Source organism: Streptomyces sp. ISL-99 (assembly GCF_018614005.1).
Classification (GTDB): Bacteria; Actinomycetota; Actinomycetes; order Streptomycetales; family Streptomycetaceae; genus Streptomyces; species Streptomyces flavidovirens.
This window is the reverse complement of record NZ_JAGGPC010000084.1, coordinates 1-25,070: the sequence shown is the minus strand read 5'-3', so window position 1 is coordinate 25,070 and position 25,070 is coordinate 1. Positions and strand designations below refer to the sequence as shown.

Genomic DNA, 25,070 nt, shown 5'->3' with positions numbered 1-25,070 from the left:
CCCGGGCTTCCACCCAATGGCCGAACGTCACTGCTCCAGGCGTAGCGCCGCATACGTGCCGGGATTGCCCGCTGCTACGGCCGCGCGGGCGCCGAGGACCGGGTCGCGTCGGCGGCGTCCCGCAGCAGGTCCCGTAGAGCTGTCGCGGCCGGAGCGGCTGCCGATCCGGCACAGGACGAGTTCGGCGGGTACGGCCCGGGCGGGGAGCGACGGGACCAGAGTGATGTCCAGGCCGGCGGAGGGCGTAGCCGAACTTTCCTGCCCCCTCCGCGATCCTGATCGTCTTTCTGGGCCGGAAGCCCGCGCGGTCCCAGGCGTCGGCGAGGGGCGTGGGGCTGCTCGCTCGCGGGAGTGCTCTGGAGCCAGACCCATCGCGCAGTTGACGCAGCCGACCGTACCGGTGTCCGCCAGCGGATGTCCGCGCCGGAGTGCGACCAAGAGTTCGTCCTTCAGCAGCACGGTCGTCGTGACACCGTCGGCCGACTTCAGACCGGACGGGTAGTCGCTGGTGACGGCGAGGCCGGGCGTTCCTTCCGTCAGGCGCCCATCAAGGTGCTGCTCCGGCCTTCGACCACGACGGTCTCCACCCTGGTCCTGGCCTGTGTGAACGCGCGCGGCGCCGTGGGCAGCAGCGGGATGTTCGCCGTGGCGAAAGTGCAGACCCCGCACCGAGCCGCCCTGGTCGGCGTGCAGGGCGGTGAGCTCCGCTCGGCTCGTGCCAGGCGCTCGAGCACCTCTACGGCATGCGGGTGCAGGGGTTATCCGGTCGGGTTCAGGCGTACGCCGCGGGCGATCCGGTCGAAGAGCGGGCCGTCCGCCCGCTGCTCCAGCGTCGCGATGCGTCGGGACACCGCGGACTGGGTGTAGTGGGGCCGGGCAGCGGCCCCGGTGAACGATCCGGTGTCGGCGACTGCCACCAGCAGACGCAGCGCGTCGGTCGGCGACGCGCCGTCTGACCGAGGAGCAGGTCGCCTACTACCGTGCGGCGCACCGGGTGCACGAGACTGCCCCCCGTCCGGTGTGCTCTGGGGAATCGGGAGATCGCCGGGGACTGCGCTTCGCTTGCGGCCGAGGCGAAGGAGTGGAGTGGAGTGACAGCGGCAGACCGGCAGATCGGCAGACGAGTGGTTCGCGGCGGAGAGCCAGGCAGTGGAGTGCACCGGATCGTGGGTGAGCTGCACCAGCAGGCACGGGGGCTGTGATGACATCAGCATGAACCCCACAGTGGGGCGAGCTTGCGTCGGTGCAGTCGGCCGGGCGTCGGGGCCTCGGCACCGTAATTGCCGTACGTCCGACGGCCGGATCAGCATCTCGCCCGCCCCTGCTCAGAGCGGCGGCACCGTCGCAACAGTAGTCCGCGTGTCTGGTGTGGCCAGTCGCATCGCCGCGGGCCTCGGAGCCAGTTCAACCTGGTGCTCGGGCGTTGTGTCGCCGAGCCGTGCTCTGGGTGTCGAGTCGCTCTCTGGCGTCCAGAACTCGCCTTGCGCCACTGGTCCAGCGCATCGAATCGATGGCCCCGCATCTCTCCGGCCTCGCGACGAGGGCCAAGGCCTGGCTGCCGGCACACCCGGCATCGGCGGTGTGCCGCGCCCGCCGACCGCAGGGGCACGTACGTTATTTGCCGGGGCCGATGGCGTTGTAGGCGGACAGCCAGCCGATGCCGAGGTGGTCGCCACGCGTGAACACCACTCCCCCGCGGTTGTGTCCGGAGGTGGCTGAGCCGGAGCCGGGCAGGGGGTAGGGAAGGTCGGTGGTGGTGCCGTCGCTGGTGTGACGGGCGACCGCAGGGTCGGTCCACAGGTGGACCTGGGTACCGCGTGGTGCGCGGATGCGGATGCTGTCGGGGTGGTGGTCGAGTTCGATTCCGGTGGTGCGGGTGGCGAGCAGTGCGCGGTAGTCGTCGGGGTGGAGGCGGCAGGTGCTGGGTGGTGTGGTGCCGGGCCAGTCGGGGGCGTCGATGCCGCGCTGCCGGGCGGCGCGCCACATGATGGGGACGAGGTGGTGGGCGTGCGCGGGGGTGGCCATGCGTTCGCACATCCACAGCAGGCGGCCGGAGCCACGGCGGGGGCCGAGGGTGCGCCAGCGGATGCGCTGGGTCAAGTCGGCTGCGACGACGGCGGCCCAGGGGTGGATGGTGCCGAGTTGGCCCTGGGCAGCGAGCCAGGCGAGGTAGCGGCGGCCTTCGTCGAGGATCTGGGCCATGGAGTCGACGGGGATGCCCAGGATGTAACTGCTGCGGGTGCGGAAGGCTTTGGGGCTGTTGGCCACCAGGAGCAGGACGGCGCGGGCTAGGTCACCGGCAGCGGGTTTGTCCTCTTCCTCGGCTTCCGGGGTGAACGGGGTGTCGGGCGCGTCGGTGTGTCCGCCTGTGCGCAGGACCTGGTAGAGGGCGTTTTTGGCGCGGTCGGTGAACGGGGCCTGTTCGAGAACGGGCAGGCGGGTGCTGAGCAGGGTGATGAGGGCGTTCTCGGCGTCGTCGGGGTTGTCGGGGGCGGGGAGGAGGCACAGGGCGTCGGTGAGGGTGGTGGCGATGTCGGATTCGACCATGAAGCGGCTGGTGAGTTTGCCGGTCTCGGTGATGGTCAGCCGGTCGTTGCCGCCGGGGTCGGGGGTGCGGTGGAGGTATCCGGCGTCGTGGAGGAAGTCGAGGGCGTCATGGAGAGGGTCGAGGTGGTGGTGTCCCTGGTGGTGGGCGAAGGTCTTGGTCCACCAGGTCTCGGCCTGGTCCAGGCCGGCCAGTCGTCCCTGGACGGCCTCGGCCAGGACGTGGTCGGGCAGGTGATCGCGGATGCGTGAGGTGATGGTGTACCCGGCGGCAAGGCGGGCCTGCCATTCAACTCGCTGGGCGGGGCCGGTCAGCAGGTAGGCGAAGCCCTCGCGTTCACCGGCTCCGACACGGCCGGCCCGGCCGAACATCTGCTGGACCATGGAGACCTCGATGCGGTCCATGCCGACCTGGGTGTCGCGGACGATGACAGCCCGGGCGGGGAGGTTGACGCCGGCCGCGACGGTGGAGGTCGCGACCAGGATGTCGGCCTGACGGGTGCGGAAGGCTTGTTCGGCCGCGCGTTTGTAGGGCCAGTCGCGGTAGTGGAGGCGTACACCGGCGCGGGTGCACAGGCGCTCGACGAGTTCGCTGTCGTCGGCGTCGGCGCCCTTGGTCGGCACGCCGCGGTCGGCCGCCAGGGCGAGAGCAGTAGCACGCACGCCTCGTTTGCTGCCGCAGAAGACCAGGACGCTGCCGTGGGTCTCGGTGAACCCGCGCGCGAGACGTACGGCGTGCGCGGTGCGGATCTGGACGCGGGTGTTCCAATCAGGATCGTCGGCCGCTTCGGGCAGTACGGGCAGTTGCCAGGTCAGGCGTGTGGGGCGCCAGGGCGAGCGGATGAGGCAGGCGCCGAGCCAGTCGGCGACCTGCTCGGCGTTGGCGACCGTGGCGGACAGACCGACAATCCGGACCTGGGTGCTGTCTTCCCGGACCCGGGCGAGGAGTGCTTCGAGGACAGGGCCGCGAGTGGGGTCGCCCAACAGGTGGACCTCGTCGACGATGAGGCAGCCAACCTCGGCCAGCGCGGCTCGCAGGGAGCCGGCGCGACTGATCGCCTCGAACTTCTCGGTGGTCGCCACCCACAGGTCGGCGGTGCGGATGAGTTCGGCATCGACGGCGTACTCGCCGGTCAGGCGTACGACGGTGCGGCCGGCACTGCGCCAGGTCTCCAGATCGCGGTCGAGTTCGTCGGTCAGGGAGCGCTGGGGTACCAGCCAGGCCGCTTTGCGGCCACGGGTGTGGGTCTGGAGGGCTGCGACCATGCCGATGGCGGTCTTGCCCGCGCCGGTGGGAGCAACGATGACTGTGTGCTGGTTGTTTTCCAGGATGGCAGGAACGGCGGCAGCCTGGACGGGGTTGAAGGTGGGGTGCGGCAGCAGTCGCTGCCAGTCGGCGGGGACAAGGTTGGTGACGGGCACGTAGGTGGCCATCTCGTTCGAGGGCAGGTCGGCCAGGGCGTCCCACTGCGCGGCGAAGGCGTCCCGGGCGGCATACGCGGCCGGGCCTGCCGCCGGCGCGCCGGCATTGAGGGGGCATGTGGTCAGGTCAGTGGGGTTGCCCAGGTCGCCGACCGTACTGACCTGCTCAGCCTCAACCCAGTGCCCGGCGCGGCGGACCTGGCCACCGTGGTCGGTGAAGAAGGCACGCAGCGCGTCGAATTCCGGATCTGCAGGGGTGATGGCGCGGATGTCTTCGGCTGCGGCCAGGGCTTGCTTGGACGGCCGCCATCCAGGGTCGGTCACCTTGCACCACAACAGGGCACGCTTCTCGGTCTCCGCGGGGAGGGGGAGATCGGGCGGCCAGACGGGAGTGGGCTGACTGGTGGGAGGTGCGCCAGGCGGGACGGATCCGATCGCGGTCACTGTCACACCGGGGCCGGACGGGCAGGGGCCCAGGAGAAGGCATGCCGCCGGCTTGGGGAGCACGGCCGGGGTGGAGGTGGCGGGCCTCGGTGGCGTGGGCATCGCCGGAGCTGTCACGGCGGCACGGGCCCTGGGAAGGGCTGTCAGCTTGCCGTAGGTCTTCACCCCCAGGTCAGCGAGGGTGTATGCGCGCGGGCAGGCCGGACAGACCACGGCAACATAGCGATACTGACGACCCGCTGACTCGTACGGGCGGCGCAGCGAATGCAGCGGTGTCTCGCAGTCGGGGCACGAGCGGAGCACCTGTTCCTGATAGGACCATCCCGGTTCCCGGAAACGGGCCAACACGTCCTTCTCGTCGAGGACGGTCCCCCATCGTTGCCGGACAAGCTCCCCGACCGTGACCTGGGCCGTCTGTTCCTTGGACTCACGCACAACCTCAACCCTGCCAGCCAACCCCACCAACATTCCATCGGCAACGACGAAGTCGAACAGGCGACCTCTGTCCACCGTTTGCTGAGCGCGCATTCGGTCGCGCTCGCCAGGATGCGGCTCGGTTTCAATCTGAGGGGGAACGTGTCGACTCGCATGCTGACCACGCTTGCCGTGGTCTCTCTTGTACTGGTCGCGGGGTGTTCGGGCGGCGGCAGTGACGCCAAGAGCGAGGCGCCGCCCACCAGCGCGGAGTCGTCACCGACTGCCTCCCAGCCCGAGTACACCAGGTTCGCCGACTTCCCCGGCAAGGACTTCGTGACGACCGAACCGGGGATGCGGCTTGGTGTGCGGGTGAAGCCCGTGGATACCAGCTGGACACCCGAATTGGCCGGTAAGCCGGCTGACGCCGGGAAGCACTATGTCGCCGTCTATGTCGCCGTGACGGGGGAGCTTCCCGACCGCGGGGTGGAAGACGTCAAGCTCAAATATCTTCGGCTGAAGTTCAAGTCGACGGAGCAGCCGTGCGATTTCGGGGAGAGCGGCTACTCCTACACCGAGGCGTACCCCAGCAGCGCGCTCGCTGAGCTTGAGGATGTCCAGGAGGACGCAGGCGGCGAGTGGCGCAACTACAGCTGGAGGGAATCCTTCCTCGGGAGCAACGTCGAGCGAGGCGCGACCAAGATCGGCGTGGTCGGGTTCAGCCTGCCGGACTCAGAGAAGGCCACGTGTTCCGATCAAGGCTCCTCACCGGACCCAGTGACCTGAGTCCGAGATCCCGTGCGCGCTCTGGTTACGGAGCCTTTGGCCCGTCCGCAGTAATCACTTGCCGCCTTGGACGGCGTCCGACTGCAGCGGATGCATGCAGATCGAAGGCTGAAATGGGCCCCATGGGTCATCTCGCCGGAGGAGCCGCTGCTTGACGCATACTTCTACGAGGGCGACCTGCTGCTCGCCGCCGTCAACGCCCCCGCTTCGGCCTGGGCCCTGCTGCCGGACCTCGGCGCACAGTTGCGCACCGTGATCACGATCCTGCCGGAGGCAGCGGTTTGCCGATCTGCCCCGCGGTGCCGCCGAGGAGCTCGCCCGTTTCGTAACGCGGCCCGAATCACTTCGCTGACCTGATGAAGACGCGGTGAAGGAATCAGCAAGGGGCTAACGATCCGAGTCAGAGATTCGGTGGCAGCAGGCAGCGAGAACAGCACGATACGCCGGCAGCACCAAGTCGCCACCGTGTTCCGGACATGGACCTCTCCCAGGGTGCTTAAAATGAATGTCGTTTATAGCGCCCTCTGCCGGCCACCTGTCGCCCGTGGCGTGCGTCGCAACGCGTAGCCTCACCGGATTGCGGGGTCACGCCGGTCGGCGGTCACGGTCTTGCCCCTCGCAGACAACCGGAGCACACATGCGTCACCCGGAAGGACTGGCCAAGCCGCAGCAGCCGGACCCCACCCCCGAGGCGGCGCCTGCACAGAGCGCCGCCGGCAATCTCCCGGTCCCTCTGATCGTGGCTGGTCTGGCCTTGGCCCTGCTGGCGGGCGAATTCGGCTACTCGCTGTTGGGAAACGACACATGGCTCAGGCATCCGGGATTCACTGCGTGGCAGACCGTCGTTGTGGCCATCACCGTCCAGGCTTTGCCTTTTCTGCTGTTCGGCACACTGATCTCCGGAGCTGTCAACGCCTTCGTACCGGCTGAGCTGTTCACACGCATACTGCCGCGCAATCCGGCGCTGGCCGTCCCCGTGGCGAGCGCCGCAGGTGCGGTATTGCCGGGATGTGAATGCGCGTCAGTACCGGTCGCAGGCAGCTTGATCAGGCGTGGCGTCACGCCCGCGGCTGCCTTCGCTTTTCTTCTCTCGGCGCCTGCCATCAACCCGATCGTGCTGGCGTCGACCGCTGTGGCATTCCCCGGCAGCCCTGAAATGGTCGCGGCCCGGCTCGCCGCTTCACTGGCAACCTCTGCGGTCATGGGCTGGCTCTGGATGAGGTTCGGCCGCGAGGACTGGCTACGGATGCCTGCCCGGCACTCCGGACATGAACACGGCCGCAGTCGCCTCAACGAGTTCCGGCTCGGTTTCCAGCACGACTTCCTGCATGCCGGAGGCTTCCTCGTGCTCGGTGCGATGGCCGCCGCGGCGTTCAACGTGACCGTGCCGCGCTCGGTCCTCGACATGTTCGCAGGCTCACCATGGATGTCGGTGCTCTTTCTTGCGGCACTGGCCGTCGTTCTGGCCGTGTGCTCGGAGGCCGACGCATTTGTCGCCGCCTCCCTGACCGGCTTCTCCCCCACTGCCCGGCTGGCGTTCATGGTGGTCGGGCCCATGGTGGACCTGAAACTGATCGCTCTACAGGTGGGCACTTTCGGCCGGGCGTTCGCGTTGCGCTTCTCGGCAGCGACGGCGGTGACAGCCGTGACGTGCAGCGTTGTGGTCGGATGGTGGCTGCTGTGAAGCCGATGCTCCCGCCGATGCTGCTCCTCCTCACGGGGGCGGCGATCTTGCGCGTCTCCCTGTTCAGCGACATCTGCCTGCGGTACGTAAAGGAGGGCCTGCAGCCATTCCTCATCGCTTCGGGGTTTGTGCTGGTCTGCTTCGGACTGGCGGGTGCGTTGCGCCACGGGCTGCGATTCATCATGCGTCGAGAATCGACAAGTTCCGCGCCGGCGGCTACCGCACCTGCTCCTGACGGGCATGATCACGCCGACGTACCAGGCATCGCCTGGCTGCTCGCAGCCCCCGCACTTGTCCTGCTGATGTACGCACCGCCCGCCCTCGGCTCGTACACAGCCGCGCGTGACAGCCCGAAGGTCGTCGAGGTCTACGACCATTTCAAACAACTGCCCGCGCAAGGGCCCGTACCCCTTTCGCTGACGGAGTTCACCGCCCGGGTCCAGCAGGATCGCGCGAAAAGTCTCAGTGGGCGCACCGTTGTACTGTCGGGATTCGTCACCCCGGGCAAGAACGGAACGTGGGACCTGACCCGGTTGCTCGTGGCATGCTGCGCGGCCGACTCCCAGTCCCTGACGGTAACCATGCACGGTGGCCCGGCACCGCCCCCGGACACGTGGGTCAAGGTGACGGGGACCTGGCACCCGAGCGGCGCCCTGGGCACCGCATCCGCAGCCCTCGCTCTTGACGTGCGATCACTAGAGCGCATCCCCCAACCGCTGAGCCCGTACCAGGATCGGCCGCCCACCGCTTAGGGAGCGATGCCGGTAGCTCGGGCCGCGGTTCTCTCGGCCCGTCTTCGGGATCGATCACGAGCCGGCCGTCCTAATGCGCTTGTCCGCCATTGCGGCACCGCACTACCTTGCCGATGTGGATCTCTTCTCACGCTCTTGGACGGCGTTGCGCACGGCGGTCGCCGAACTCCCGGACGAGGACTTCGCGCAGCCGTCCGGCTGTACCGGCTGGCTCGTGCGGGACCTGGTGTGCCACCTGGTCATCGACGCTCAGGACGTCCTGATCACCCTCGTGACCCCTGCCGAAACGGAACCGACCCGCGACGCGGTGACCTACTGGGAGGTCGCCGAAACACCGCCGACCGGCGACGACCCGCTCGACGCACTGATCGTCCGGCTGGCCGCCGCGTACGAGGAGCCTCGGCTGCTCAAGTTCCACTTCGACGACGTCGGCGCCTCCGCCGGCCGCGCCGCCGAACTCGCCGACCCGGGCCTGCGGGTCGGCACCCGCGGCGAGGTCCTCACCGCAGGCGACTACCTCTGCGCGTACGTCCTGGAGTGGACGCTGCACCACCTCGACCTGGTCGCGCACCAGCCGGACACGGCGGAACCGCCGGCGGAAGGGCTCGCCCGGTCCCGCGAGATGCTGCAGAAGATCGCCGGGACCGCGTTCCCCACGTCGTTCTCCGACAGGGACGCGCTGCTGGTCGGCACCGGACGGCGAGCCCCGACCGACGCGGAGAAGGCCGAACTGGGCGAGCTGGCCGCGAAACTCCCGCTCGTCCTCGGATGATCGTCCAGTTGAACGGGACCTCCGGCGCGGGCAAGACAACGACGGCGCGGGAACTGGTCACCGGCCGTCTTGATGCGGTTGACGTGTCCTTCGACGACGCCGGAGTTCCAGGGAAGGGTGAAGCCGGCGATGACGGCGGCACGGTCGCGGTCGATGCCGGCGGCTCTGAGGGTGCTCAGAGTGCCGCCTTCGACCTTGACGGCCCGGCGGCCGGGCCGGTGGGCGACTCCGACCCCTCTGCCACGACACCCCCAGACGCCGAGCCAGACCCGCGGCACGTCGATCAACTCGCCCGCGGCCTGGTCGGCGCAGCGCACAGCAACGGCCTGCGGGGCGCCACTCCATGGGACGCGCTCTCCGAGACCGACCGGGACCAGCACCGCACCGATGCCCCCCCCCAACGCTGGCACCGGATCAATACGAAGGCCGTAGAGGTGCGTCTGCCGCATCGCGATGTCACGCGGGAGCCGTTCGGGCTGCTGACAGCCTTCCGTGCGGAGTTGCACGCGTCCATGACCGGGAGGGCGGACGCGTTGTTCGAGCTGACCGACGCGATGCTGTGTGCTGAGCCCGGGAGGTCGGGGCGGCGCGGCGGACGGGTGCGCCCACGCGAGAGCCCCCCACCGGTGCGCGGTGCGGGGTTCTCGGGCCGGGAAGTGCCATGGTTGGTTGCTACGAGCCCTTGGAATCCGGGGAGTTGAGGGGTGCAGGAGCACCACCAGGCCTTCCTCGTCGTCCTGGTCGAAGACCTCCGGAGCCGTCAGGGCGCACATGCCGGCGCCGGCGCAGCGGTCACGGTCGACGCTGAGACGCAGCGGCTCTCGTGGGTCGCTCATGGGGCTACTCCTTGTCCCAGGTGACGGGCAGGCTGATCACGCCGTAGATGTTGGAGCGGTCGCGCAGCGGCACCTCCTGCGGCGGCACCGCGAGGCGCAGGGTGGGGAAGCGGGCGAAGAGCGCCGGGAACGCCACGGTCATCTCGACGCGGGCGAGCTGCTGGCCCAGGCACTGATGGGCGCCGTGGCCGAAGGCCAGGTGCCCGGTGGCCTTGCGGTGGATGTCGAGCCGGTCGGGGTCGGGGAACTTGTGCGGGTCGCGGTTGGTGGCCTGCACGGAAATGGTCACCGTCTCGCCCGCCCTGATGAGCCGGCCCTCCACCTCGACGTCCTCGAGCGCCGACCGCGGCAGCGGGTCGGCCACGCTGAGGTAGCGCAGCAGCTCCTCCACGGTCTGCTCGGCGAGTGCGGGGTCGGCGCGCAGGGCGTCGAGCTGGTCGGGATTGCTGAGCAGGGCGAAGGTGCCGAGGCCGAGCATGTTCGCGGTGGTGTCGAGCCCGGCGGCGAGCAGCAGCCCGCCGATTCCGGCCAGCTCCTCGTCGGTGAGGTCGGAGGTGGTCAGATCGCTGAGCAGGTCGTCGGTGGGCTCGGCGCGCTTGGCGAGGACGAGTTCGCCCAGGTACTGGAGCAGCGCCGTATAAGCCTCGCCCTTCGCCTGCGCATCCGCCGCCTGGTCGAAGATCGTCGCCACCTGGCTCTGGAAGCGCTCCCGGTCGGCGTACGGCACGCCGAGCAGTTCGCAGATCATGAGCGCGGGCACGGGCTGCGCAAACGCCTCCACCAGGTCGACCGTCGGCCCGGCCTGCTCCATCGCGTCCAGGCACTCGGCAGTTAACTGCTCAACCCGCTCGCTGAGTTGACGCATCCGGCGGACGGTGAACTTACCGGTGAGCAGACGCCGGTAGCGTGTGTGCTCGGGGGCGTCGAGGCCGGTGATGTCGCCGACCGGCGCCGGCGGCAACTCCCCCGACACGCCCTCTATCGGCACCGACAGGTGCAGGAGTTCGTAGCGTGAGCTGAAGCGTGGGTCGGCCAGGATCGCACGGGCCGTGGCATGGCCGGTGACCAGCCAGCCTATGTGTCCGTCGGCGTAGCGCATGCGGCGCAGCGGCTTGTCGCTCAGCGCGGTGAGTTCGGCGGGCGGGTCGAAGGGGCAGCCTGTGCGCCGGTCGGTGGGCAGGGTGGGCGGCTCATCGGCGGTGGTGCCGTCGGTGGCGGTGTCGGCGGCGGTGGTGCCTGCGGCCGTCGGGTCGTACGACATGGGTCCTCCTGGATCGTCGGGCGGGGTGTGGGTGGGTGGTACGAATCGGTGAAGTGGATTGAGACGAGGCGTGGTTACCGCTTGGCGCCGGTCTTGAAGGTGCTGCGCGCCCACACGTAACCGACCAGGGAGAGCGCCACGCACCAGGCGAGGCCGATGGCCGCGCTGTTGCCGATCTCGGTGCCGAGCCACAGGCCGCGCAGGGTCTCGGTGATCGGAGTGAAGGGCTGGTACTCGGCGAACCAGCGCAGGCCGGTGGGCATGGACTCCGTCGGCACGATGGCGCTGCCGACGAACGGCAGGAACGTCAGCGGCATCGGGATGTTGCTGGCGGTCTCCACGTTCTTGGCGACCAGGCCGATGCCCGCGGAGAGCCAGGTGAGCGCGAGTGTGAGCAGGGTGAGCAGGCCGATGGCGGCGGCCCACTCGACGGGCGTCGCGCTGGGGCGGAAGCCCATCAGGAGGGCGACGCCGATGACGAGCGTGACGCTGGTCATCGTCTGGATCACACTGCCCACGACATGGCCGGTCAGGAACGAGGCCCGGGAGATCGGCATCGTACGGAAGCGGTTGACGATGCCCTCGGTCTTGTCGACGCACACGCTGATCGCGGCGGTCAGGGCACCGGAGGTGGCGGCCATCAGGATGATGCCGGGCGCCAGGTAGTCGATGTAGTCGCCGCTGCCGGTGGGCAGTCCGCTGATGCCGGTGCCCAGGGCGCTGCCGAAGACGTAGTTGAACAGCAGCAGCATCACCAGGGGCATCGCGACGACGGTGACCGTCAGGGACGGGTAGCGCAGCGCCTTCTTGAGGTTGCGCCGCAGCATCGTCCTGGAGTCTTTGGCGGCGTAGGACATGGTGGCCATCAGGCGTTCTCCTTGGGCGATGCGACGGCTGCGGCGGGGCGGGGCTGACCGGTGAGGGTCAGGAAGACGTCGTCGAGGTCGGGGGTGTGCACGGTGAGCGACTCGGCCTGGACGGCGGTGGTCTCCAGGGTGTCGAGGACGGCCCGCAGGTTGGGGATGGAGCCGTCGCTGGGAATCTGCAGGGTGAGGGAGTCCTCGTCGCGCGTGGCGATGCCGAAGATGCCCGCGGCGGCGTCCAGGGCCTTGGCGTCGGCGAACCGCACCCGGATGTGGCCGCCGGGGATACGCCGCTTCAGCTCGTCGGCGGTGCCCTCGGCGATCAGCCTGCCGTGGTCCAACACGGCGATACGGTCGGCGAGTTGGTCCGCCTCTTCGAGGTACTGGGTGGTCAGGAAGATGGTCACGCCGTCGTCGGTGACGAGTTCGCGGATGATCTCCCACATGGTGCGCCGGCTGCGCGGGTCGAGTCCGGTGGTGGGCTCGTCGAGGAAGATGATCCGCGGGTCGCCGACCAGGGTCATCGCCAGGTCGAGCTTGCGCCGCATGCCGCCGGAGAAGGTGACGGCGGTCTTGCCCGCCACCTCGGACAGGTCGAAGCGGCGCAGCAGGTCCTTGACCCGGCGCTTGCCCTCGCGGCGGTCGAGGTGGTGCAGGTCCGCCATGAGGAGCAGGTTCTCCTCGGCGGTCAGCAGGTTGTCGACGGCCGAGAACTGGCCGGTGACGCCGATCGCGGAACGCACCGCGTCGGCGGCCCGGGTCAGATGGTGGCCCGCGACCCAGGCCTCGCCCGCGTCGGCGTCGATGAGGGTGGAGAGGATCTCCACCGTGGTGGTCTTGCCGGCGCCGTTCGGTCCGAGGAGGGCGAAGATGGTGCCTTCGGCGATGTTCAGGTCGATGCCGTCGAGCACGAGCTTGTCGCCGTAGGACTTGCGCAGTCCGATGGTGGTGATCGCCGATGCCGACGCCTTCGCGGCGGTCGGCGGGGATGTCTGGGTGGCAGTCATGCCGCTTTCCTTTGGGGGGGGTGGGGAGTTGGGGGGGACGGGCAGTTGGAGGTACGCGGGGTCAGGCGCGGCGGATGATGATGTCGCCGACCCCGGTCTGCGCGTGCACCTCGACGGTCTCGTCGGAGTCCGCGGGGCCGGCGGAGGAGGCGAGCGCATTGCGTACCGTGCCGTACTTGGGGTTCAGGTCGAGCCAGGCCGCGGTGCCCTCGTGGATGCCCACTTCGACGTCGCCGACGGAGGTGCGCAGATCGATGCGGCCGCGGGTCACGTCGCCGACGCGGATGCGGCCGTTGGAGGACATCGCGTCGACCCCGGCGTGGGCGACGCCGACCTCGATCCGGCCGTTGGCGGACTTGGCGCCGACGCTGCTGTGCGCGATGCCCACGGAGATGTCGCCGTTGGCCGCGTTGGTCTTCAGGCCGCCGGTGACCTCGCCGATCTCGGTCGCGCCGTTGCCGTTCTTGACGGTCGCCGCACCGGCGACCTTGCCGACCTCGATCCGGCCCGCGCCGATGACTTCGATGTCCCCGGTCGAGCGGGCCAGGCGGATGTCGCCGTGGTCGGTCTTGAGGTCGGCGCCCGCCACCTCGTCGACCTGGAGGTCGCCGAGCGAGGTCTTGAGCGTGACCTCCCCGAGGCGGCCTTCGCAGAAGAAGCCGCCCATGGCCGTGGTGCCCCGGACATCCGACCCCGCGGGCAGTTCGACGCTCACCTCGATGGCGCCCGGCTTGCCGAACAGGGACCGTTTCTTGGGCGTCTTGACCGTCAGGCGGCCGCCCGAGCAGGTGACCTGGGTCTGCTGCACGGCGCGTACGTCGTTGTCGTCCGATCCGTTGCTCGGCAGCACCTCCACGACCGTGTCGGTGCGCTTGCCCGCGGTGATGCGGGCGGTGCCGACCTCCAACTCGAAGGTGACGGAGATCGGTTCGGGCGTCTCGAAACTAGGCATGGCTGTCCCGTCCTCTTGGCTTGAGTGAGTGATCCCGCCGGTGAGGCGGGTGATGAGTTACGTGATGGGTTACGTCGGCCGGATCGGCGATCCGCCGGTGAAAGTGGGGGGTGGGCCGGGCCGGCGGCCCTAGCGGACCCAGCCGGTGAAGCCCCGGCTGCCCGAGTCCTTGCTGCGCCCCGGCGCGCTTGCCCGTTCCCCACCGTCAAGGGCGGTGGACACGGCCCGCACCAGCCAGGCGTTGACCGACAGGCCCTCCGCTGCCGCGGCGTTCTCGGCGCGGCCCTTGAGGTGGGCGGGGAGGCGGAAGTTGATCCGCGCCATGGCGCCGTCGTCGGCGTCCGCGGGCGGCGGTGGCGGCGCGGGTGCGGCGGGGGCCGTGACCGGCGCCTGCGTCACCTGGAACGGCTCGGGTGCGGGCGGCGGCGTCACCACGAACTCGGGGTCGAGCCCGCGCAGCCGCACGTCGACCGAGCCGGGCGCCAGCTCCCGGGTGACCTCGCCCATGGCTGCGGACAGCACGTTGAGCAAGGTGAGCCGGGTGGCGGAATCCAGGGGGGCGGTGAGCCGCTCGGCCAGGGCGCGGGCTTCGTCACCGCCGGCGTCCGCCGCGACGGCGAGTTCGTGCCGGAGGTTGTCGACGTAGGGCGTGAGGTCCATGACGCCATCATGGCAGATTTATGGCGCCATAGCGAGCCAGATTGGCTCCTCAATGGCGTTAGCCCTTCTGGCCTGGGCTTTCTTTGTTGGCATGGCGCGGCATGACACCTTCCGAGAGGGTCCATGGCCTGCGATGGCGCCATAGCGATGTCATCGTGGCACCACTTGAGCGGCAGATCTGGTGTGACCGGGGTGCCCGTCTGGCGCCATCTCCCAGGCCTTTCCCTCTTCTCTCCACCGCACCCCGCTCAGCCCTGCGCGTGCCGCTCTTCCCTGCCCACTGACGGGAGTTCCCAGCCGTGGCTACCTTCCTCTACAAACTGGGCCGTCTCGCCTTTCGGCGGCGATGGCTGATGGCGCTGCTCTGGGTGGTGATCTTCTGCGGTGCGGGCTTCGCCGCCTCCTCCGCGCCGACACCGCCCGCCGACACCTTCTCCATGCCGGGCACGGAGTCGCAGAAGGCCTTCGACCTCCTTGAGGAGAAGTTCCCGGACGCGAGTGCCGACGGCGCCGACGCGCGAGTCGTGGTCCGCGCGCCCGAGGGCGAGAAGATCTCCGCCCCCGAGCAGAAGGCCCACGTCGCGGCGCTGGTCGCGCAGTTGAAGAAGTCCCCGCAGGTGGCTTCGGTGAGCGACCCGTTCATGACGAAGGCAGTGAGCAAGGACGGCTCCACCGCCTACGCCATCGCCACCTACAAGGTCCCCGCCGCGATGGTCGGCGACGAGGCGCACGACGCGCTCGACGACGCACTGGCCAAGGCCCGACAGCAGCCTGACCGCCGAGGCCGGCGGCGACGCCGTGAAGATCGACGCCGCGATGGACGGCACCGGCGAGAAGATCGGCATCCTGGTTTCCGCCGTGGTCCTGGCCCTCACCTTCGGCTCGGTGGTCGCCGCCGGGTTGCCGCTGCTCACGGCCCTCATAGGCGTCGGCATCGGCATCTCCGCGATCACGGCGCTCGGCGCCACCCTCGGCCTGTCCAGCACCACTTCGACCCTGGCGATGATGCTCGGCCTCGCCGTCGGCATCGACTACGCCCTGTTCATCGTCTCCCGCTACCGCGCCGAGCTCACCGAGGGCCGCGACCGCGCCGACGCCGCAGGACAGGCGGTCGGCACCGCGGGCTCCGCGGTCGTCTTCGCCGGGCTCACCGTCATCGTGGCCCTCGCGGGCCTGGCCATCGTGAACATCCCGATGCTCACCAAGATGGGCCTGGCCGCCGCGGGCACCGTCGCCATCGCCGTACTCGTCGCCCTCACCTTCGTGCCGGCGCTGCTCGGCTTCGCGCCGGTCAAGGTCCTTCGCCGCCGGGACCGCAAGCAGTTCTCCGGCAAGCCACTCAGCGCCCGCCAGCAGCGCAAGGCCGCCAAGCGCGCCGAGAAGGACGCCCGGAGCAATCCCAACCTCGGCTCCCGCTGGGCCAGTTACGTCCTGCGCCACCCCGTCGCTGTACTGCTCCTGGCCGCCCTCGGCCTCGGCGCGGTCGCCGTGCCCGCCGCCAGTCTGGAGCTCGGTTTGCCCGGCGAGGGCACCATGGCCCCCGACACCACCCAGCGCAAGGCCTACGACATGCTCGCGGAGTCCTTCGGCGCCGGGTTCAACGGGCCGCTGGTGATCACCGTCGAGGGCCGGGACGCGGCCGACGCGGCCAAGAGAGTCGGCGAGCGCCTGGCCGAGCGGCACGGCGTCGCCGCCGTCACCCCGGCCAAGCCCAACGAGGCCGGCGACACCGCGATCCTGAACGTCGTCCCGGCCACCGGCCCCACCGACGCCGCGACCGAGGACCTGGTCCGCTCGATCCGCGCCCTCGCCGACAGTTTCCGGGCCGACACCGGTGCGGAGGTACTTGTCACCGGCCAGACCGCGATGTTCATCGACTTCTCGCAGACCCTGGACGACGCGCTGCTTCCCTATCTCGCCCTGGTCGTCGGCCTGGCGTTCCTGCTGTTGATGGTGGTATTCCGCTCGGCCCTCGTCCCGCTCAAAGCGGCCCTGGGCTTCCTCCTCTCCGTGGCGGCGGCGCTCGGCGCGGTGGTGGCGGTGTTCCAGTGGGGCTGGCTCGCCGATGTCTTCGGCGTCGACCAGCCCAGCCCGATCATGAGCACGATGCCGATCTTCATGATCGGTGTGGTCTTCGGCCTCGCCATGGACTACGAGGTGTTCCTGGTGACCCGCATGCGGGAGGCGTACGTCCACGGGGCGCGCCCCGCCGAGGCCGTCGTCACGGGGTTCCGCTACGGCGGCCGGGTGGTCGCCGCGGCCGCCGCCATCATGATCAGCGTGTTCTCCGGCTTCATCGTGGAGGACAACGACTTCATCAAGATGATCGGCTTCGGCCTCGCGGTCGCGGTGCTCTTCGACGCCGTCATCGTCCGCATGACGATCGTGCCCGCCCTGTTCGCCCTGCTCGGCGAGGGCGCCTGGTGGCTGCCGCGCTGGCTCGACCGGCTGCTTCCCAACCTCGACGTCGAGGGCGAGAAGCTCTCCCGCACGGCTCCGGCCGAGCGGGTGGCGCCTCCGCGCCGCGAACATGAACTGGTCGACTAGAGACCCGGGTTGACCGTGTTCAGGACCAGCGGCTCGGCGCCGCTGGGCCTGCCGCGTGCGGCGACCGCGTACCTGCGTCCACCAGGCCGGTGCCGTCGATCAGCAGGGTGATGGGCCATGCTGCCTGCCTCCTTGCCATAGAAGCCCGAGGGTTCGCTTCCGCCGACAAGACGCACGTGCTCTGTTGCTCTCTTGTGGTTACTCGGAAGCTGTAGGAGAGTGGCCCCTGACCTGGAAGAACGCACTTTTCAGTGACTGAGGAACCTTATGGTGACCAAGCAGTTCAAGGGCTCGCCCGAGGAAGCGGACCTAAGGCGCGCGGACTCTCTGGCGCGAGAGATCTTCTCGGACGTCGCCAACAAGTGGGCGTTCCTGATCATCGAGGCTCTCGGAGAACGCACCCTGCGCTTCAGCGAGTTGCGCAACGATGTCGAGGGCATCAGCCACAAGATGCTCACCCAGAACCTGCGCATGCTGGAGCGTTACGGCCTGGTCGAGCGGAAGGTGCACCCCACCGTGCCGCCGCGAGTCGAGTACACGCTCACCGAACCGGGCCAAGCCCTACGAGCCACAGTCGACGGAATGTGCGGCTGGACCCACCAGTACCTCGGTCACATCGAGGCCTCCCGCCGCCGCTTCGACGCCTGACGAGTGACGCTGCACTCGCGTGAGGCCTCCAGTCGGGGCGTACAGCCGCTCAGACCTGTCGGCTACGCAGGCATGCCGGCCGTGCAGACGTACACACGGACGCAACCCCGAGTGGATACCGGGGGCCGCTTCGTGCGCTCGCCGGCGACGGTGCGGCGGTGGCCTGCCGCTATGACGGCGATCCGGCTTGAGGGCCCCTTGCTCGGGTGGTGGGTCGGGCGCAAGCTGGTCCTATGGCTGCGCACGACGGCCCTACGCTCATCACTTCCGTACAGAGAGCCTTCCGTCTGCTGGAAGCGGTGAGTGCGCACGAGAGCGGCGCGCCGACGAAGCAGTTGGCGCGCGAGACGGGCCTGCCTCTGGCCACCGCCTATCACCTGTTGCGGACACTGACTCACGACGGGTACGTACGGAAGCTGGACGACGGAGGGTTCGTCATCGGGGACCAGCTGGACGCGCTGCGTACCGGAGGTCGCGCGCAGACGCTGCTCAGCCGTATCCGCCCCGCACTGGCCGCTTTGCGGGACGACCTGTCGGCCGCCGCGTACCTGACCTTCTACGAGGAGGGCGAGATCCGGGTCGCCGAGATCGTCGACAGCCGCCGGGCACAGCGGGTCGACCTCTGGGTGGGATTCGAGGACGCCGGGCACGCCACCGCGCTGGGTAAGTGCGTGCTGCGCGAGATGGACGAGGAGTCCCGCAACGACTACCTTTCCCGGCACTCCCTCGAAGATCTCACGCCCCGGACCATCACCCACCGTTCCGAGCTGATCCGGCGACTCGAATCGTCGACCACCGACCCGGCTGTCACGGACCTGGAGGAGTACTCCCTCGGTACGGTCTGCATGGCGGTGCCCGTATACAGCGGCGGCGTTCTCGGCTCGCTCGGTGTGTCCATGCGGGCGGACCGCCTCTCCCGCCTCGACGAGGTGCGAGCGCGTCTGGTCCCGACCGCCAGTCGCGTGACCAGGGGCCTTTCGCTCACTATCTGAAATTTCTGTCCTTGTGGTGCCCGTGCGGACCCTGTTCTCTGGACGAAAGGGACATTCGGGAGTGTGTGCCGCCACTAGGAGAGGACTGCGTACCACAACATGAGTCAAGCCCGAGACCATGGAGCCGGCTGGTGGCCGACGGGACCGCTCACATGGACCCGGACGGGAGCCGGCCCGCAGTTCGCCGCCGGCACCCCCGTGCTGATCGTCTTTGTCGTTGTACTCCTCGGCCTCGTCAGTGGAGCCGGGATGATCTGGCTGCCGCTGCTCGCCGCCGGTCCCGCGCTGGCCGCCGCCACGAGTCGGTTGCCGGGGGTTCTCTGCGTCGGCTTCCTCGCTGCCGTTCTGGGCGCCGTGCTCGGCATTCGAGACGGTGTACCGGGTCGCGAGCTGGCGATCGTGCTCTCGGCGCTGGTCGCCGTAACGCTGGCGAGTGGCTTGGCCAGCGGGCTGCGCGTGCGCCGCGAGCGGGTGCTCGCGGCCGTGCGCTCGGTCGCTGAGGCCGCCCAGCACGCCCTCCTGAAGCCCGTGCCCGCGACGGTCGGCCAGTTCCAGGTGGCCGTCCGCTACAGCGCCGCCGAGGCGGAGGCCCGTATCGGCGGGGACCTCTACGCGCTGGTGCCGACTCCGTACGGGGTCAGGCTGATCGTCGGCGATGTACGTGGCAAGGGGCTGCCCGCGGTGGGCACCGCCGCTCTGGTGCTGGGTGTCTTCCGTGAGGCGGCCTACGACGAGCCCGACCTCCTCGACGTCGTCGGCAGGATCGAGCGAAGCCTGGCGCGCAATCTGGGTTCCGACGACTTCGTGACCGCCGTGGTCGCCGGATACCCCGGGGCAGGGAGCATGGAGATGGTCAACTGTGGCCACGCTCCGCCGCTGGTGGTCCGCGATTCCGAAGTCCTGGTTGTTGAGCCGACCCGTCCGGCTCCCCCGCTCGGGTTGCGTGCTCTCACCGGCGAGGCCCCGAGCCTTCAGATGCTGCCCTTCACCGACGGTGACCAGCTGCTCCTCTACACCGATGGAGTTACCGAGGCCCGCAACCACGCTCGTGAGTTCTACCCGCTCGTCGAGCGGGTAGCGCGGCACCTGTCGGACGAGCCGTCCCGCACTCTCGCCGCACTCCACGACGAACTGCTGGCGCACGTTGGCGGTCGGCTCCACGACGACGCGGCGCTGCTCCTGCTCCGGAAACCGGCCGCTGCTGGCTCGGCGGCATCCGCTGCTTAGAGCCAGACTTCGGTCAGCACTGGTCATTCACGACCGCGCGCGGGCCTGCGTCCGCAGACCGAATTGTGCGGCACTACACGCAGCTCGATCGGATCGTGGGCGGCGGTGAACCAATCGAAGCAGTGTTGCGCGCGGGTCGCCGCACGGGGTTGCGCGCGTGACCCACAGTGCTCGTGATTTCGTCGTGCTCCTTCCCGGCGACTGGCAGATGATCAGCCATCCCAAGACGTGCCGCTCCACGCTGACGACCCCATCGGCGGCAGGGACCGCTCTGCTCCCCAGCCGGGCGTCGCGTACGAGCTTTGGCGCCGGCGAGAGGGGCGCCTGCTCCAGCGGCAATCCGTTCCATCTTCGGTCAGGCGGATGCCGGTGCCGAGCTGAGTTGCGAACAGCGGGGCATAGCGCACGATGAGAGGGTCTGAAGCCAATCGGAAGGCAGAACCCATGGCAAGTCTGACCCGCACTGAGCAAAGCAAAATGTTGAACGTCGAGGTGTTCGACGTTTATCTGGACGAGGAAGAGCAGAGTGCGCTCCTCGCGGCTCCGGAGAAGTTCATCAGAGAGTTTCTTGAGCGTGAAGGCCACACGGTCAACAACCTTCTGATCGACACGCGTCTGCTTAACGGGGAAGGCTGCCCCGGAGGCAGCCAAAAGCTCGTCCATTCTCGCGCCGATGACTGGACGTTTTCTTCACACTACTGGCAGTGCGAACCCCTGATGTGAAGCGCGTGTACCGGCTGCCGAGGTCCTGGACCGGCCCGTCGGCGATCAGCACCCGGTCACCTGATCGAGGTCTCAGAGGTCAAGCAGGTATCGAAGTCTCTCTGCCCCCTCACTCCGGACAGCGGGCTCTTGACCGATTTTGAACATGCGCCGGATCAGCGGCAGCAGGAGACCGTCCAGATTCTCGTCAGCACGGCGCTCAGCAGTTCCGAACTCGATGTCGTTCGTGAGAACGCCTATCTGATGCTGCAACCCCCGTGCGTAATAAGCTGCCCGCGCCCAGCGCCGCTGCAGCCGCGGCGAAATGCCAGGCGCGAGGGCCGCGGGGTCGCCGCGCGTCATTCGGACGCTGCGATGACTTTGCGTACGTTCTCCAGGCTTCCGCACCCCTCCTTGAGCAGCCGCTCGCGCTCGCGGGTGAACGCCTCGCCCAGCTCCGCCCGCCGGTCGTCCGCGACGAGTTCCCTGGCGTGATTGAGGAGCGTACGTTCCTCCTCGTCCAGATGATGGGTGATGGCCTCGGACAGCTCCTCCAGCTTCTCGTCCCAGTCCTTCGAGCCCACCTCGGGCACCTCCAGGAGAGCTGCCAGGGCCTTGTTGCCCTCCGTGTGTTCCTCTTCGCCGTGGTCGACCTCGTCGTTGTCGACCTTCCGGTAGCGGCGCAGCGCCGGGTAGACCTCCGCCTCCTCGGCCTCACCATGTGCGATCAGCAGGTCCGCGAACTTCCTGAGCGCGGCGGCCCGGTCCTCCTCCACGCTCCGCATCGCGCGGAAGAGGTCCTCCATCCGCCGGTGGTCCTGCGTGATCAGCTCCACCACGTCGGTCACGTCGCCTCCTGAGTTGTGCGAGTACGTAGATCGAACGCCTTCCCCGTAATCCGCACGTCACCCCCCTGACGGGACGCTCCGCGCCGACGGGGTCGACCGGTTTCCCGTCCCTACCGACGCACTGCGAGGAGGAGCGTCCACCAGCCCCTTCGCCGCCGAGTGGTTCAAGGCCCCCTGTCCAAGGCCCGATTTGTTCGGCGTTCCCTGTAGGCGCGCGGCCTCGGCGATGTCGCCCGTAGCTGGGGTGGCGTGGAGGAGCGCAAGCCAGCATGTGGCACGGCATGGCACGGCATTAACGAGGCCGGTTGCCGCGGTGGAGGGCTTCCACCGCGGCAAGCTGTCCGATCAGGAGCGGTTCCCCGCCGTCGGCTTGACCTGCTGCCAGACCAGCCAGCCAAGCGCTTCATGGCCGGCAGCGTTCGGGTGGTACGACTCCACCAGGGGGTTGCTGAACCCGTTGATCCACTCGGGATCCTCGCAGATGGCGTGGCCCTTGAACGACGCCTCGACTTCGGCGAAGTCAAACCCATGCTTGCCGGCCTTGATCCGCAGGACGTCATTGAGCGTGTGGGCCGCTCCATTCATCTCCGTACGAACGTCGTTGGGAAGCCCGCCGTCACCCATGCAGGTTGGGTTGAATGTGGGAGTGACCAGCTTCGGGTAGCCGACCACTACGACCTTGGCGTTCTTGGCCTTCAGCCGGATCTTGTCGTAGAGCTTGTCGAGCCTTCCAGGAAGGACGTTCAAGTACTGCTGCTGGATCCACCTCAGGTCGTCCATGCACGGGCGTCCGAGCAGCGCGCACTCGATCAGCACGTCCGCGAAGCCGAAGTCGTTGGCTCCGACCTGCACGGTGACCAGCTTGGTCGTCTTGCTCAGCGTCCGGGTCTGGTTGGCCCTCACTCCACTGACGGTGGCGCCGCAGTACGCCTGGAAGTCCAGCTGGGCGCCGAGCGCGGCGGCGACCCGACGCGGGTACGCCTTGGTTGAGTTTGGAACCCGGATCTTCGCCTCCTCGTTGATCCAGCAGTTGTGGGAGTTGGCCGTCGGAGATCCCGCACCGATGCCTGCCGCCACCGAGTCGCCCAGCGCGACGTACTTGATCGGCCGGGGAGTGCCGGCACCCTGGGCTGTCCCGGCTCCGGCTACCGCCATTGCGCCCGCCAGCGCCAGGGCTGTGATGCGTAGTACGCTCCTGGTTTTGCCCATCGTTTCCGTCCCCCTTTGGCTGCCTGCGCCAGGCGTACAGCCCCGATTGTCTGTGCCGGGGCAAGTGGCTCCACCGGCGTTTTTCGGCACACTGAAGCCTGCACACTGGAGCTTGGGGAAACCTTGAATGAAATTCCATCAGGGAACCGTGCCGTGCTCACGGGCCACGTGCACAGTCCCGGCGGAAAGCCTGCGGCGCGGCTGCCGTCCAGCGGCACCGTACGGCAGCCGCGCCGCAGCCGCAGCGGACCTCTGCTCACCGATTGTCTGCGCCGGGGACTCCGGGGCTTGCACCGCCGCTACGAGCACAAGGCCGAGGGTTTCTCGCCTTCGTCGGCATCGCCGCAGCCCTCATCAGCTACCGCGGACTCACCGACTGACACAACGTACACATTCAACCTCTATACGATGACGGGATGTTGGCAATGTGCGCTCTGACCGGTTACTCGGATGATCCTCTGCAAACGTCGGTCACCCCGGTTTGTGACCGCTCATGACCGACTTACGACAAGCCCACGATGCCGCTCGCGCGATCACGGTAGCGGTCCTGGGACGAGACCCCGGCCCCATGGCCACCGCGGAGAGCAACTCCCACCACGTTTACGTCAGCTCGGACATTGTCGTGAAGATCATTGATGCCGCTGACCACTCGCGACTCAACAGGGAGATCGCGCTCGCGCCCCACCTGCCCACCGGGCTCACGGCCCCTTTGCTCGACAGCGGGCTCCACCGGCTAGAGACGCGCGACGTTCGCTATGCCTGCTACGCCCGCGTGCCGGGCGCCGCTCCCGGTATGGGCATGCCGGGTGTGGACGGTGTGACCGCGCGCGCGTTGGCGGAGGAGGCAGTCCAGCGGCTCAACCGACTGCACAGCTGGACGCCCACGGGCCACGCCGACCAGACGCTGAGAGAACCTCTCGACCACGGCGGGTTCGCCAGCCGGGCTGCGCTCTTTGCCGAGGTTGAAAGGTGCGCAAACGTTCCCCGGCCCGCGGAGCGTCACGCAGAACTCATCCGCATCGCGCTGATTGAGGCAGCTCCAGATGAGCTGCCTATCCAACGCCTGGTGGGCGCCTCCGAGCTGAGCCGATACCAGCCCCGCAGCGGGCCTGGCCGCGATGCGGGACCTGTCCGGTGAGGGGGCTGGCCCCCGCTGATCTGGACCCTGCAGGACGGCTAACCGCGCCGATCGCCTCTCGCAGGGCGTCACGCTGAGGGCCAAGCGCATTCCGCTCGTCGCCCGACCGTTCGCGCGGATACAGCCACACAGGACTGACTGCCAGACCGGCCGGCTCCCATTCGGACTGCGGCCACGCATGCGCGTCATCGACCCGCTGGAAACCGATGCAGAGCCCGTCCCCGCGGGTGAGCCCGGCGAAGTCACCGTTGGATTCGTCGTGGAGTTCGAGCCCGGTGGCCTGCTGATAGAACGCGGCCAGCGCCAATGGGTCGGGGCAGTCGAGTGTTACCGCCGTTAGCTTCATCTGCGCGGGCATCGAGGCTCCCTAGCGACCGTCGCGCTGTCGGACTTGCGTGATGTCACACCATAGGGATCAGCGCCAAATACGACGATCTGGTTCCCCGTCAACACCGAGCGCCAAGCCCCAAGCCCCAACGCTGAACAGGCGCTCACGAACGTCGACGAGTGGGCCGACACGGAGCCGTGGGGCGGCACTTCTGCTCCTTGAACGCTTCCGGCAGCTGTGCCCGCAGCTCTCGCCTGCCCGGGCCTCCCGGCACCAGGGGCGCCTGACCACATCCCCCGGTTTGTGCGTTGTAATGAACTTGCAATGCCCGCGCCCGTCCTTGGCATGCTCAGAGGCCGTACGCTCCGTAAGCCCTCGTGTCAGCTCCAACAGCTCCAACAGCTCCAACGCGAGGCAACACACTCATCACTTCCCTGCTCCCGTGGGGTGGCTCAGCCAGAACGGGCAGCAGGAAGCACAGCAAGCAAGTGGGGAAATTGATGTCCACCGACGTCCGCACGTCCGCGCCCGCCGGCGCTCCTTCCAGCCCGGTTGTCACCTGGCTGCTCACTCTGGTGACCCTCGGTATCTACTGGCTCGTCTGGTACTACAAGGTCAACAAGCAGGTGAAGGCGATCGACCCGACCATTGAGGTCAAGCCCGGCATGGCGGTCGTTGCCGTCACCCTCGGCTCGTTGCTGATCGTCCCGCCGTTCGTCTCGATCGTGAAGACCGGCTCCCGGATCGCCCAGGCACAGCGTGCCGCCGGTGTGACCTCCGACTGCTCCGGCATCGTCGGGCTGCTGCTCGCCTTCGTCCTCGGTCTGACCCCGCTCTACTACCAGAGCAAGCTCAACACGGTGTGGGCCGACCGCGCCTGATTTACCGCCACACACGCGGTTCTTGCACGCGGGTAGGGGCCGGGAGAGCAATTTGCTGACGCTGTTGGTTAATCCTGGGCCCTGATGCTTCGCCCCGTCGTTATGCGGCGGGGCGGAGCGCTGTCAGGGGGCTGGTCCGGGTGCGGGCGTGGG

General features: G+C 68.7%; 21 protein-coding genes and 2 pseudogenes. 12 read left to right on the top strand and 11 right to left on the bottom strand.

Annotation, left to right across the window (positions count from 1 at the left end; translation table 11 throughout):
• Positions 1–758 precede the first annotated feature (758 nt).
• Together J7E91_RS37140 and J7E91_RS33680 are read right to left on the bottom strand one after the other, a co-directional pair.
• Complete coding sequence (locus J7E91_RS37140; protein WP_308377545.1) at positions 759–917, bottom strand: LysR family transcriptional regulator; 159 nt, start codon at positions 915–917, stop codon at positions 759–761.
• A gap of 697 nt (positions 918–1,614) precedes the next feature.
• Positions 1,615–4,290 (bottom strand): DEAD/DEAH box helicase, encoded by a 2,676-nt coding sequence (locus J7E91_RS33680; RefSeq protein ID WP_308377544.1) that lies wholly within the window; start codon positions 4,288–4,290, stop codon positions 1,615–1,617.
• A 498-nt stretch (positions 4,291–4,788) separates the two neighbouring features.
• On the opposite strand from J7E91_RS33680, the gene J7E91_RS33675 reads away from it, so the two are divergent.
• The 5 genes from J7E91_RS33675 to J7E91_RS33655 all read left to right on the top strand — a co-directional run bounded on the left by J7E91_RS33675 (position 4,789) and on the right by J7E91_RS33655 (position 9,519).
• The gene (locus tag J7E91_RS33675) at positions 4,789–5,610 is read left to right on the top strand and encodes a hypothetical protein (RefSeq protein ID WP_214910930.1); all 822 of its coding nucleotides are present in this window, start codon (positions 4,789–4,791) and stop codon (positions 5,608–5,610) included.
• A gap of 637 nt (positions 5,611–6,247) precedes the next feature.
• The gene (locus J7E91_RS33670) at positions 6,248–7,294 is read left to right on the top strand and encodes a permease (RefSeq protein WP_214910928.1); all 1,047 of its coding nucleotides are present in this window, start codon (positions 6,248–6,250) and stop codon (positions 7,292–7,294) included.
• A 17-nt stretch (positions 7,295–7,311) separates the two neighbouring features.
• Positions 7,312–8,046 carry a TIGR03943 family protein gene (locus J7E91_RS33665; RefSeq protein ID WP_251016659.1) on the top strand — a complete coding sequence of 245 codons (735 nt, stop codon included), beginning with the start codon at positions 7,312–7,314 and terminating at the stop codon, positions 8,044–8,046.
• 115 nt (positions 8,047–8,161) lie between these two features.
• Positions 8,162–8,818 (top strand): maleylpyruvate isomerase N-terminal domain-containing protein, encoded by a 657-nt coding sequence (locus tag J7E91_RS33660; RefSeq protein ID WP_214910926.1) that lies wholly within the window; start codon positions 8,162–8,164, stop codon positions 8,816–8,818.
• 8 nt (positions 8,819–8,826) lie between these two features.
• Complete coding sequence (locus tag J7E91_RS33655; RefSeq protein ID WP_214910991.1) at positions 8,827–9,519, top strand: hypothetical protein; 693 nt, start codon at positions 8,827–8,829, stop codon at positions 9,517–9,519.
• A 9-nt stretch (positions 9,520–9,528) separates the two neighbouring features.
• Here the strand turns inward: J7E91_RS33655 and J7E91_RS33650 are convergent.
• The 6 genes and pseudogenes from J7E91_RS33650 to J7E91_RS33625 all read right to left on the bottom strand — a co-directional run.
• A pseudogene (locus tag J7E91_RS33650) lies at positions 9,529–9,654 on the bottom strand (ferredoxin); the annotation flags it as partial.
• Positions 9,655–9,658: 4 nt separating this feature from the next.
• Positions 9,659–10,915, bottom strand: coding sequence for a cytochrome P450 (locus tag J7E91_RS33645; RefSeq protein WP_214910924.1), 1,257 nt, complete (start codon positions 10,913–10,915; stop codon positions 9,659–9,661).
• Between the two features lie 74 nt (positions 10,916–10,989).
• Positions 10,990–11,781 (bottom strand): ABC transporter permease, encoded by a 792-nt coding sequence (locus tag J7E91_RS33640; RefSeq protein WP_214910922.1) that lies wholly within the window; start codon positions 11,779–11,781, stop codon positions 10,990–10,992.
• Positions 11,781–12,785, bottom strand: a complete 1,005-nt coding sequence (locus J7E91_RS33635; RefSeq protein ID WP_214910920.1) for an ATP-binding cassette domain-containing protein — start codon at positions 12,783–12,785, stop codon at positions 11,781–11,783. Before J7E91_RS33635 ends, J7E91_RS33640 begins: the two co-directional genes overlap by 1 nt.
• 61 nt (positions 12,786–12,846) lie before the next feature.
• The gene (locus J7E91_RS33630; RefSeq protein WP_214910918.1) at positions 12,847–13,737 is read right to left on the bottom strand and encodes a DUF4097 family beta strand repeat-containing protein; all 891 of its coding nucleotides are present in this window, start codon (positions 13,735–13,737) and stop codon (positions 12,847–12,849) included.
• 129 nt (positions 13,738–13,866) lie between these two features.
• Positions 13,867–14,397: a hypothetical protein gene (locus J7E91_RS33625; RefSeq protein WP_214910916.1), complete on the bottom strand. Its 531-nt coding sequence runs from the start codon at positions 14,395–14,397 to the stop codon at positions 13,867–13,869.
• A gap of 299 nt (positions 14,398–14,696) precedes the next feature.
• Here J7E91_RS33625 and J7E91_RS33620 point away from each other — a divergent pair.
• The 5 genes and pseudogenes from J7E91_RS33620 to J7E91_RS33600 all read left to right on the top strand — a co-directional run bounded on the left by J7E91_RS33620 (position 14,697) and on the right by J7E91_RS33600 (position 20,534).
• A pseudogene (locus J7E91_RS33620) lies at positions 14,697–16,944 on the top strand (MMPL family transporter).
• Between the two features lie 267 nt (positions 16,945–17,211).
• Positions 17,212–17,592: a helix-turn-helix domain-containing protein gene (locus J7E91_RS33615; RefSeq protein WP_214910914.1), complete on the top strand. Its 381-nt coding sequence runs from the start codon at positions 17,212–17,214 to the stop codon at positions 17,590–17,592.
• A gap of 233 nt (positions 17,593–17,825) precedes the next feature.
• On the top strand, positions 17,826–18,584 hold the full coding sequence (locus tag J7E91_RS33610) for an IclR family transcriptional regulator (protein ID WP_214910911.1): 759 nt from the start codon (positions 17,826–17,828) through the stop codon (positions 18,582–18,584).
• Between the two features lie 99 nt (positions 18,585–18,683).
• Entirely contained in the window at positions 18,684–19,811 is a 1,128-nt protein-coding gene (locus J7E91_RS33605) for a PP2C family protein-serine/threonine phosphatase (RefSeq protein ID WP_214910909.1), read from the top strand.
• 444 nt (positions 19,812–20,255) lie between these two features.
• Entirely contained in the window at positions 20,256–20,534 is a 279-nt protein-coding gene (locus J7E91_RS33600; RefSeq protein WP_214910906.1) for a hypothetical protein, read from the top strand.
• 338 nt (positions 20,535–20,872) lie between these two features.
• Here J7E91_RS33600 and J7E91_RS33595 read toward each other — a convergent pair whose 3' ends face one another.
• The gene (locus tag J7E91_RS33595; protein ID WP_308377543.1) at positions 20,873–21,361 is read right to left on the bottom strand and encodes a hemerythrin domain-containing protein; all 489 of its coding nucleotides are present in this window, start codon (positions 21,359–21,361) and stop codon (positions 20,873–20,875) included.
• Between the two features lie 345 nt (positions 21,362–21,706).
• Complete coding sequence (locus J7E91_RS33590; protein ID WP_214910904.1) at positions 21,707–22,570, bottom strand: SGNH/GDSL hydrolase family protein; 864 nt, start codon at positions 22,568–22,570, stop codon at positions 21,707–21,709.
• 568 nt (positions 22,571–23,138) lie between these two features.
• On the opposite strand from J7E91_RS33590, the gene J7E91_RS33585 reads away from it, so the two are divergent.
• Positions 23,139–23,708 (top strand): hypothetical protein, encoded by a 570-nt coding sequence (locus J7E91_RS33585; RefSeq protein WP_214910989.1) that lies wholly within the window; start codon positions 23,139–23,141, stop codon positions 23,706–23,708.
• Here the strand turns inward: J7E91_RS33585 and J7E91_RS33580 are convergent.
• Positions 23,623–24,066 carry a VOC family protein gene (locus J7E91_RS33580; protein ID WP_214910902.1) on the bottom strand — a complete coding sequence of 148 codons (444 nt, stop codon included), beginning with the start codon at positions 24,064–24,066 and terminating at the stop codon, positions 23,623–23,625. The genes J7E91_RS33585 and J7E91_RS33580 overlap by 86 nt on opposite strands.
• 470 nt (positions 24,067–24,536) lie before the next feature.
• Between J7E91_RS33580 and J7E91_RS33575 the strand changes: the two genes are divergently transcribed.
• Complete coding sequence (locus tag J7E91_RS33575; RefSeq protein ID WP_214910900.1) at positions 24,537–24,917, top strand: DUF4234 domain-containing protein; 381 nt, start codon at positions 24,537–24,539, stop codon at positions 24,915–24,917.
• Positions 24,918–25,070: the final 153 nt, after the last annotated feature.

Bases quoted from the DNA above. Each gene is read 5' to 3' on its own strand.
- J7E91_RS33590 (WP_214910904.1), bottom strand. From the start codon at position 22,570: ATGGGCAAAACCAGGAGCGTACTACGCATCACAGCCCTGGCGCTGGCG.
- J7E91_RS33580 (WP_214910902.1), bottom strand. From the start codon at position 24,066: ATGCCCGCGCAGATGAAGCTAACGGCGGTAACACTCGACTGCCCCGAC.
- J7E91_RS33645 (WP_214910924.1), bottom strand. From the start codon at position 10,915: ATGTCGTACGACCCGACGGCCGCAGGCACCACCGCCGCCGACACCGCC.
- J7E91_RS33625 (WP_214910916.1), bottom strand. From the start codon at position 14,397: ATGGACCTCACGCCCTACGTCGACAACCTCCGGCACGAACTCGCCGTC.
- J7E91_RS33585 (WP_214910989.1), top strand. From the start codon at position 23,139: ATGGCCACCGCGGAGAGCAACTCCCACCACGTTTACGTCAGCTCGGAC.
- J7E91_RS33635 (WP_214910920.1), bottom strand. From the start codon at position 12,785: ATGACTGCCACCCAGACATCCCCGCCGACCGCCGCGAAGGCGTCGGCA.
- J7E91_RS33630 (WP_214910918.1), bottom strand. From the start codon at position 13,737: ATGCCTAGTTTCGAGACGCCCGAACCGATCTCCGTCACCTTCGAGTTG.
- J7E91_RS33665 (WP_251016659.1), top strand. From the start codon at position 7,312: ATGCTGCTCCTCCTCACGGGGGCGGCGATCTTGCGCGTCTCCCTGTTC.
- J7E91_RS33615 (WP_214910914.1), top strand. From the start codon at position 17,212: ATGGTGACCAAGCAGTTCAAGGGCTCGCCCGAGGAAGCGGACCTAAGG.
- J7E91_RS33640 (WP_214910922.1), bottom strand. From the start codon at position 11,781: ATGGCCACCATGTCCTACGCCGCCAAAGACTCCAGGACGATGCTGCGG.
- J7E91_RS33575 (WP_214910900.1), top strand. From the start codon at position 24,537: ATGTCCACCGACGTCCGCACGTCCGCGCCCGCCGGCGCTCCTTCCAGC.
- J7E91_RS33610 (WP_214910911.1), top strand. From the start codon at position 17,826: ATGGCTGCGCACGACGGCCCTACGCTCATCACTTCCGTACAGAGAGCC.
- J7E91_RS33605 (WP_214910909.1), top strand. From the start codon at position 18,684: ATGAGTCAAGCCCGAGACCATGGAGCCGGCTGGTGGCCGACGGGACCG.
- J7E91_RS33670 (WP_214910928.1), top strand. From the start codon at position 6,248: ATGCGTCACCCGGAAGGACTGGCCAAGCCGCAGCAGCCGGACCCCACC.
- J7E91_RS33600 (WP_214910906.1), top strand. From the start codon at position 20,256: ATGGCAAGTCTGACCCGCACTGAGCAAAGCAAAATGTTGAACGTCGAG.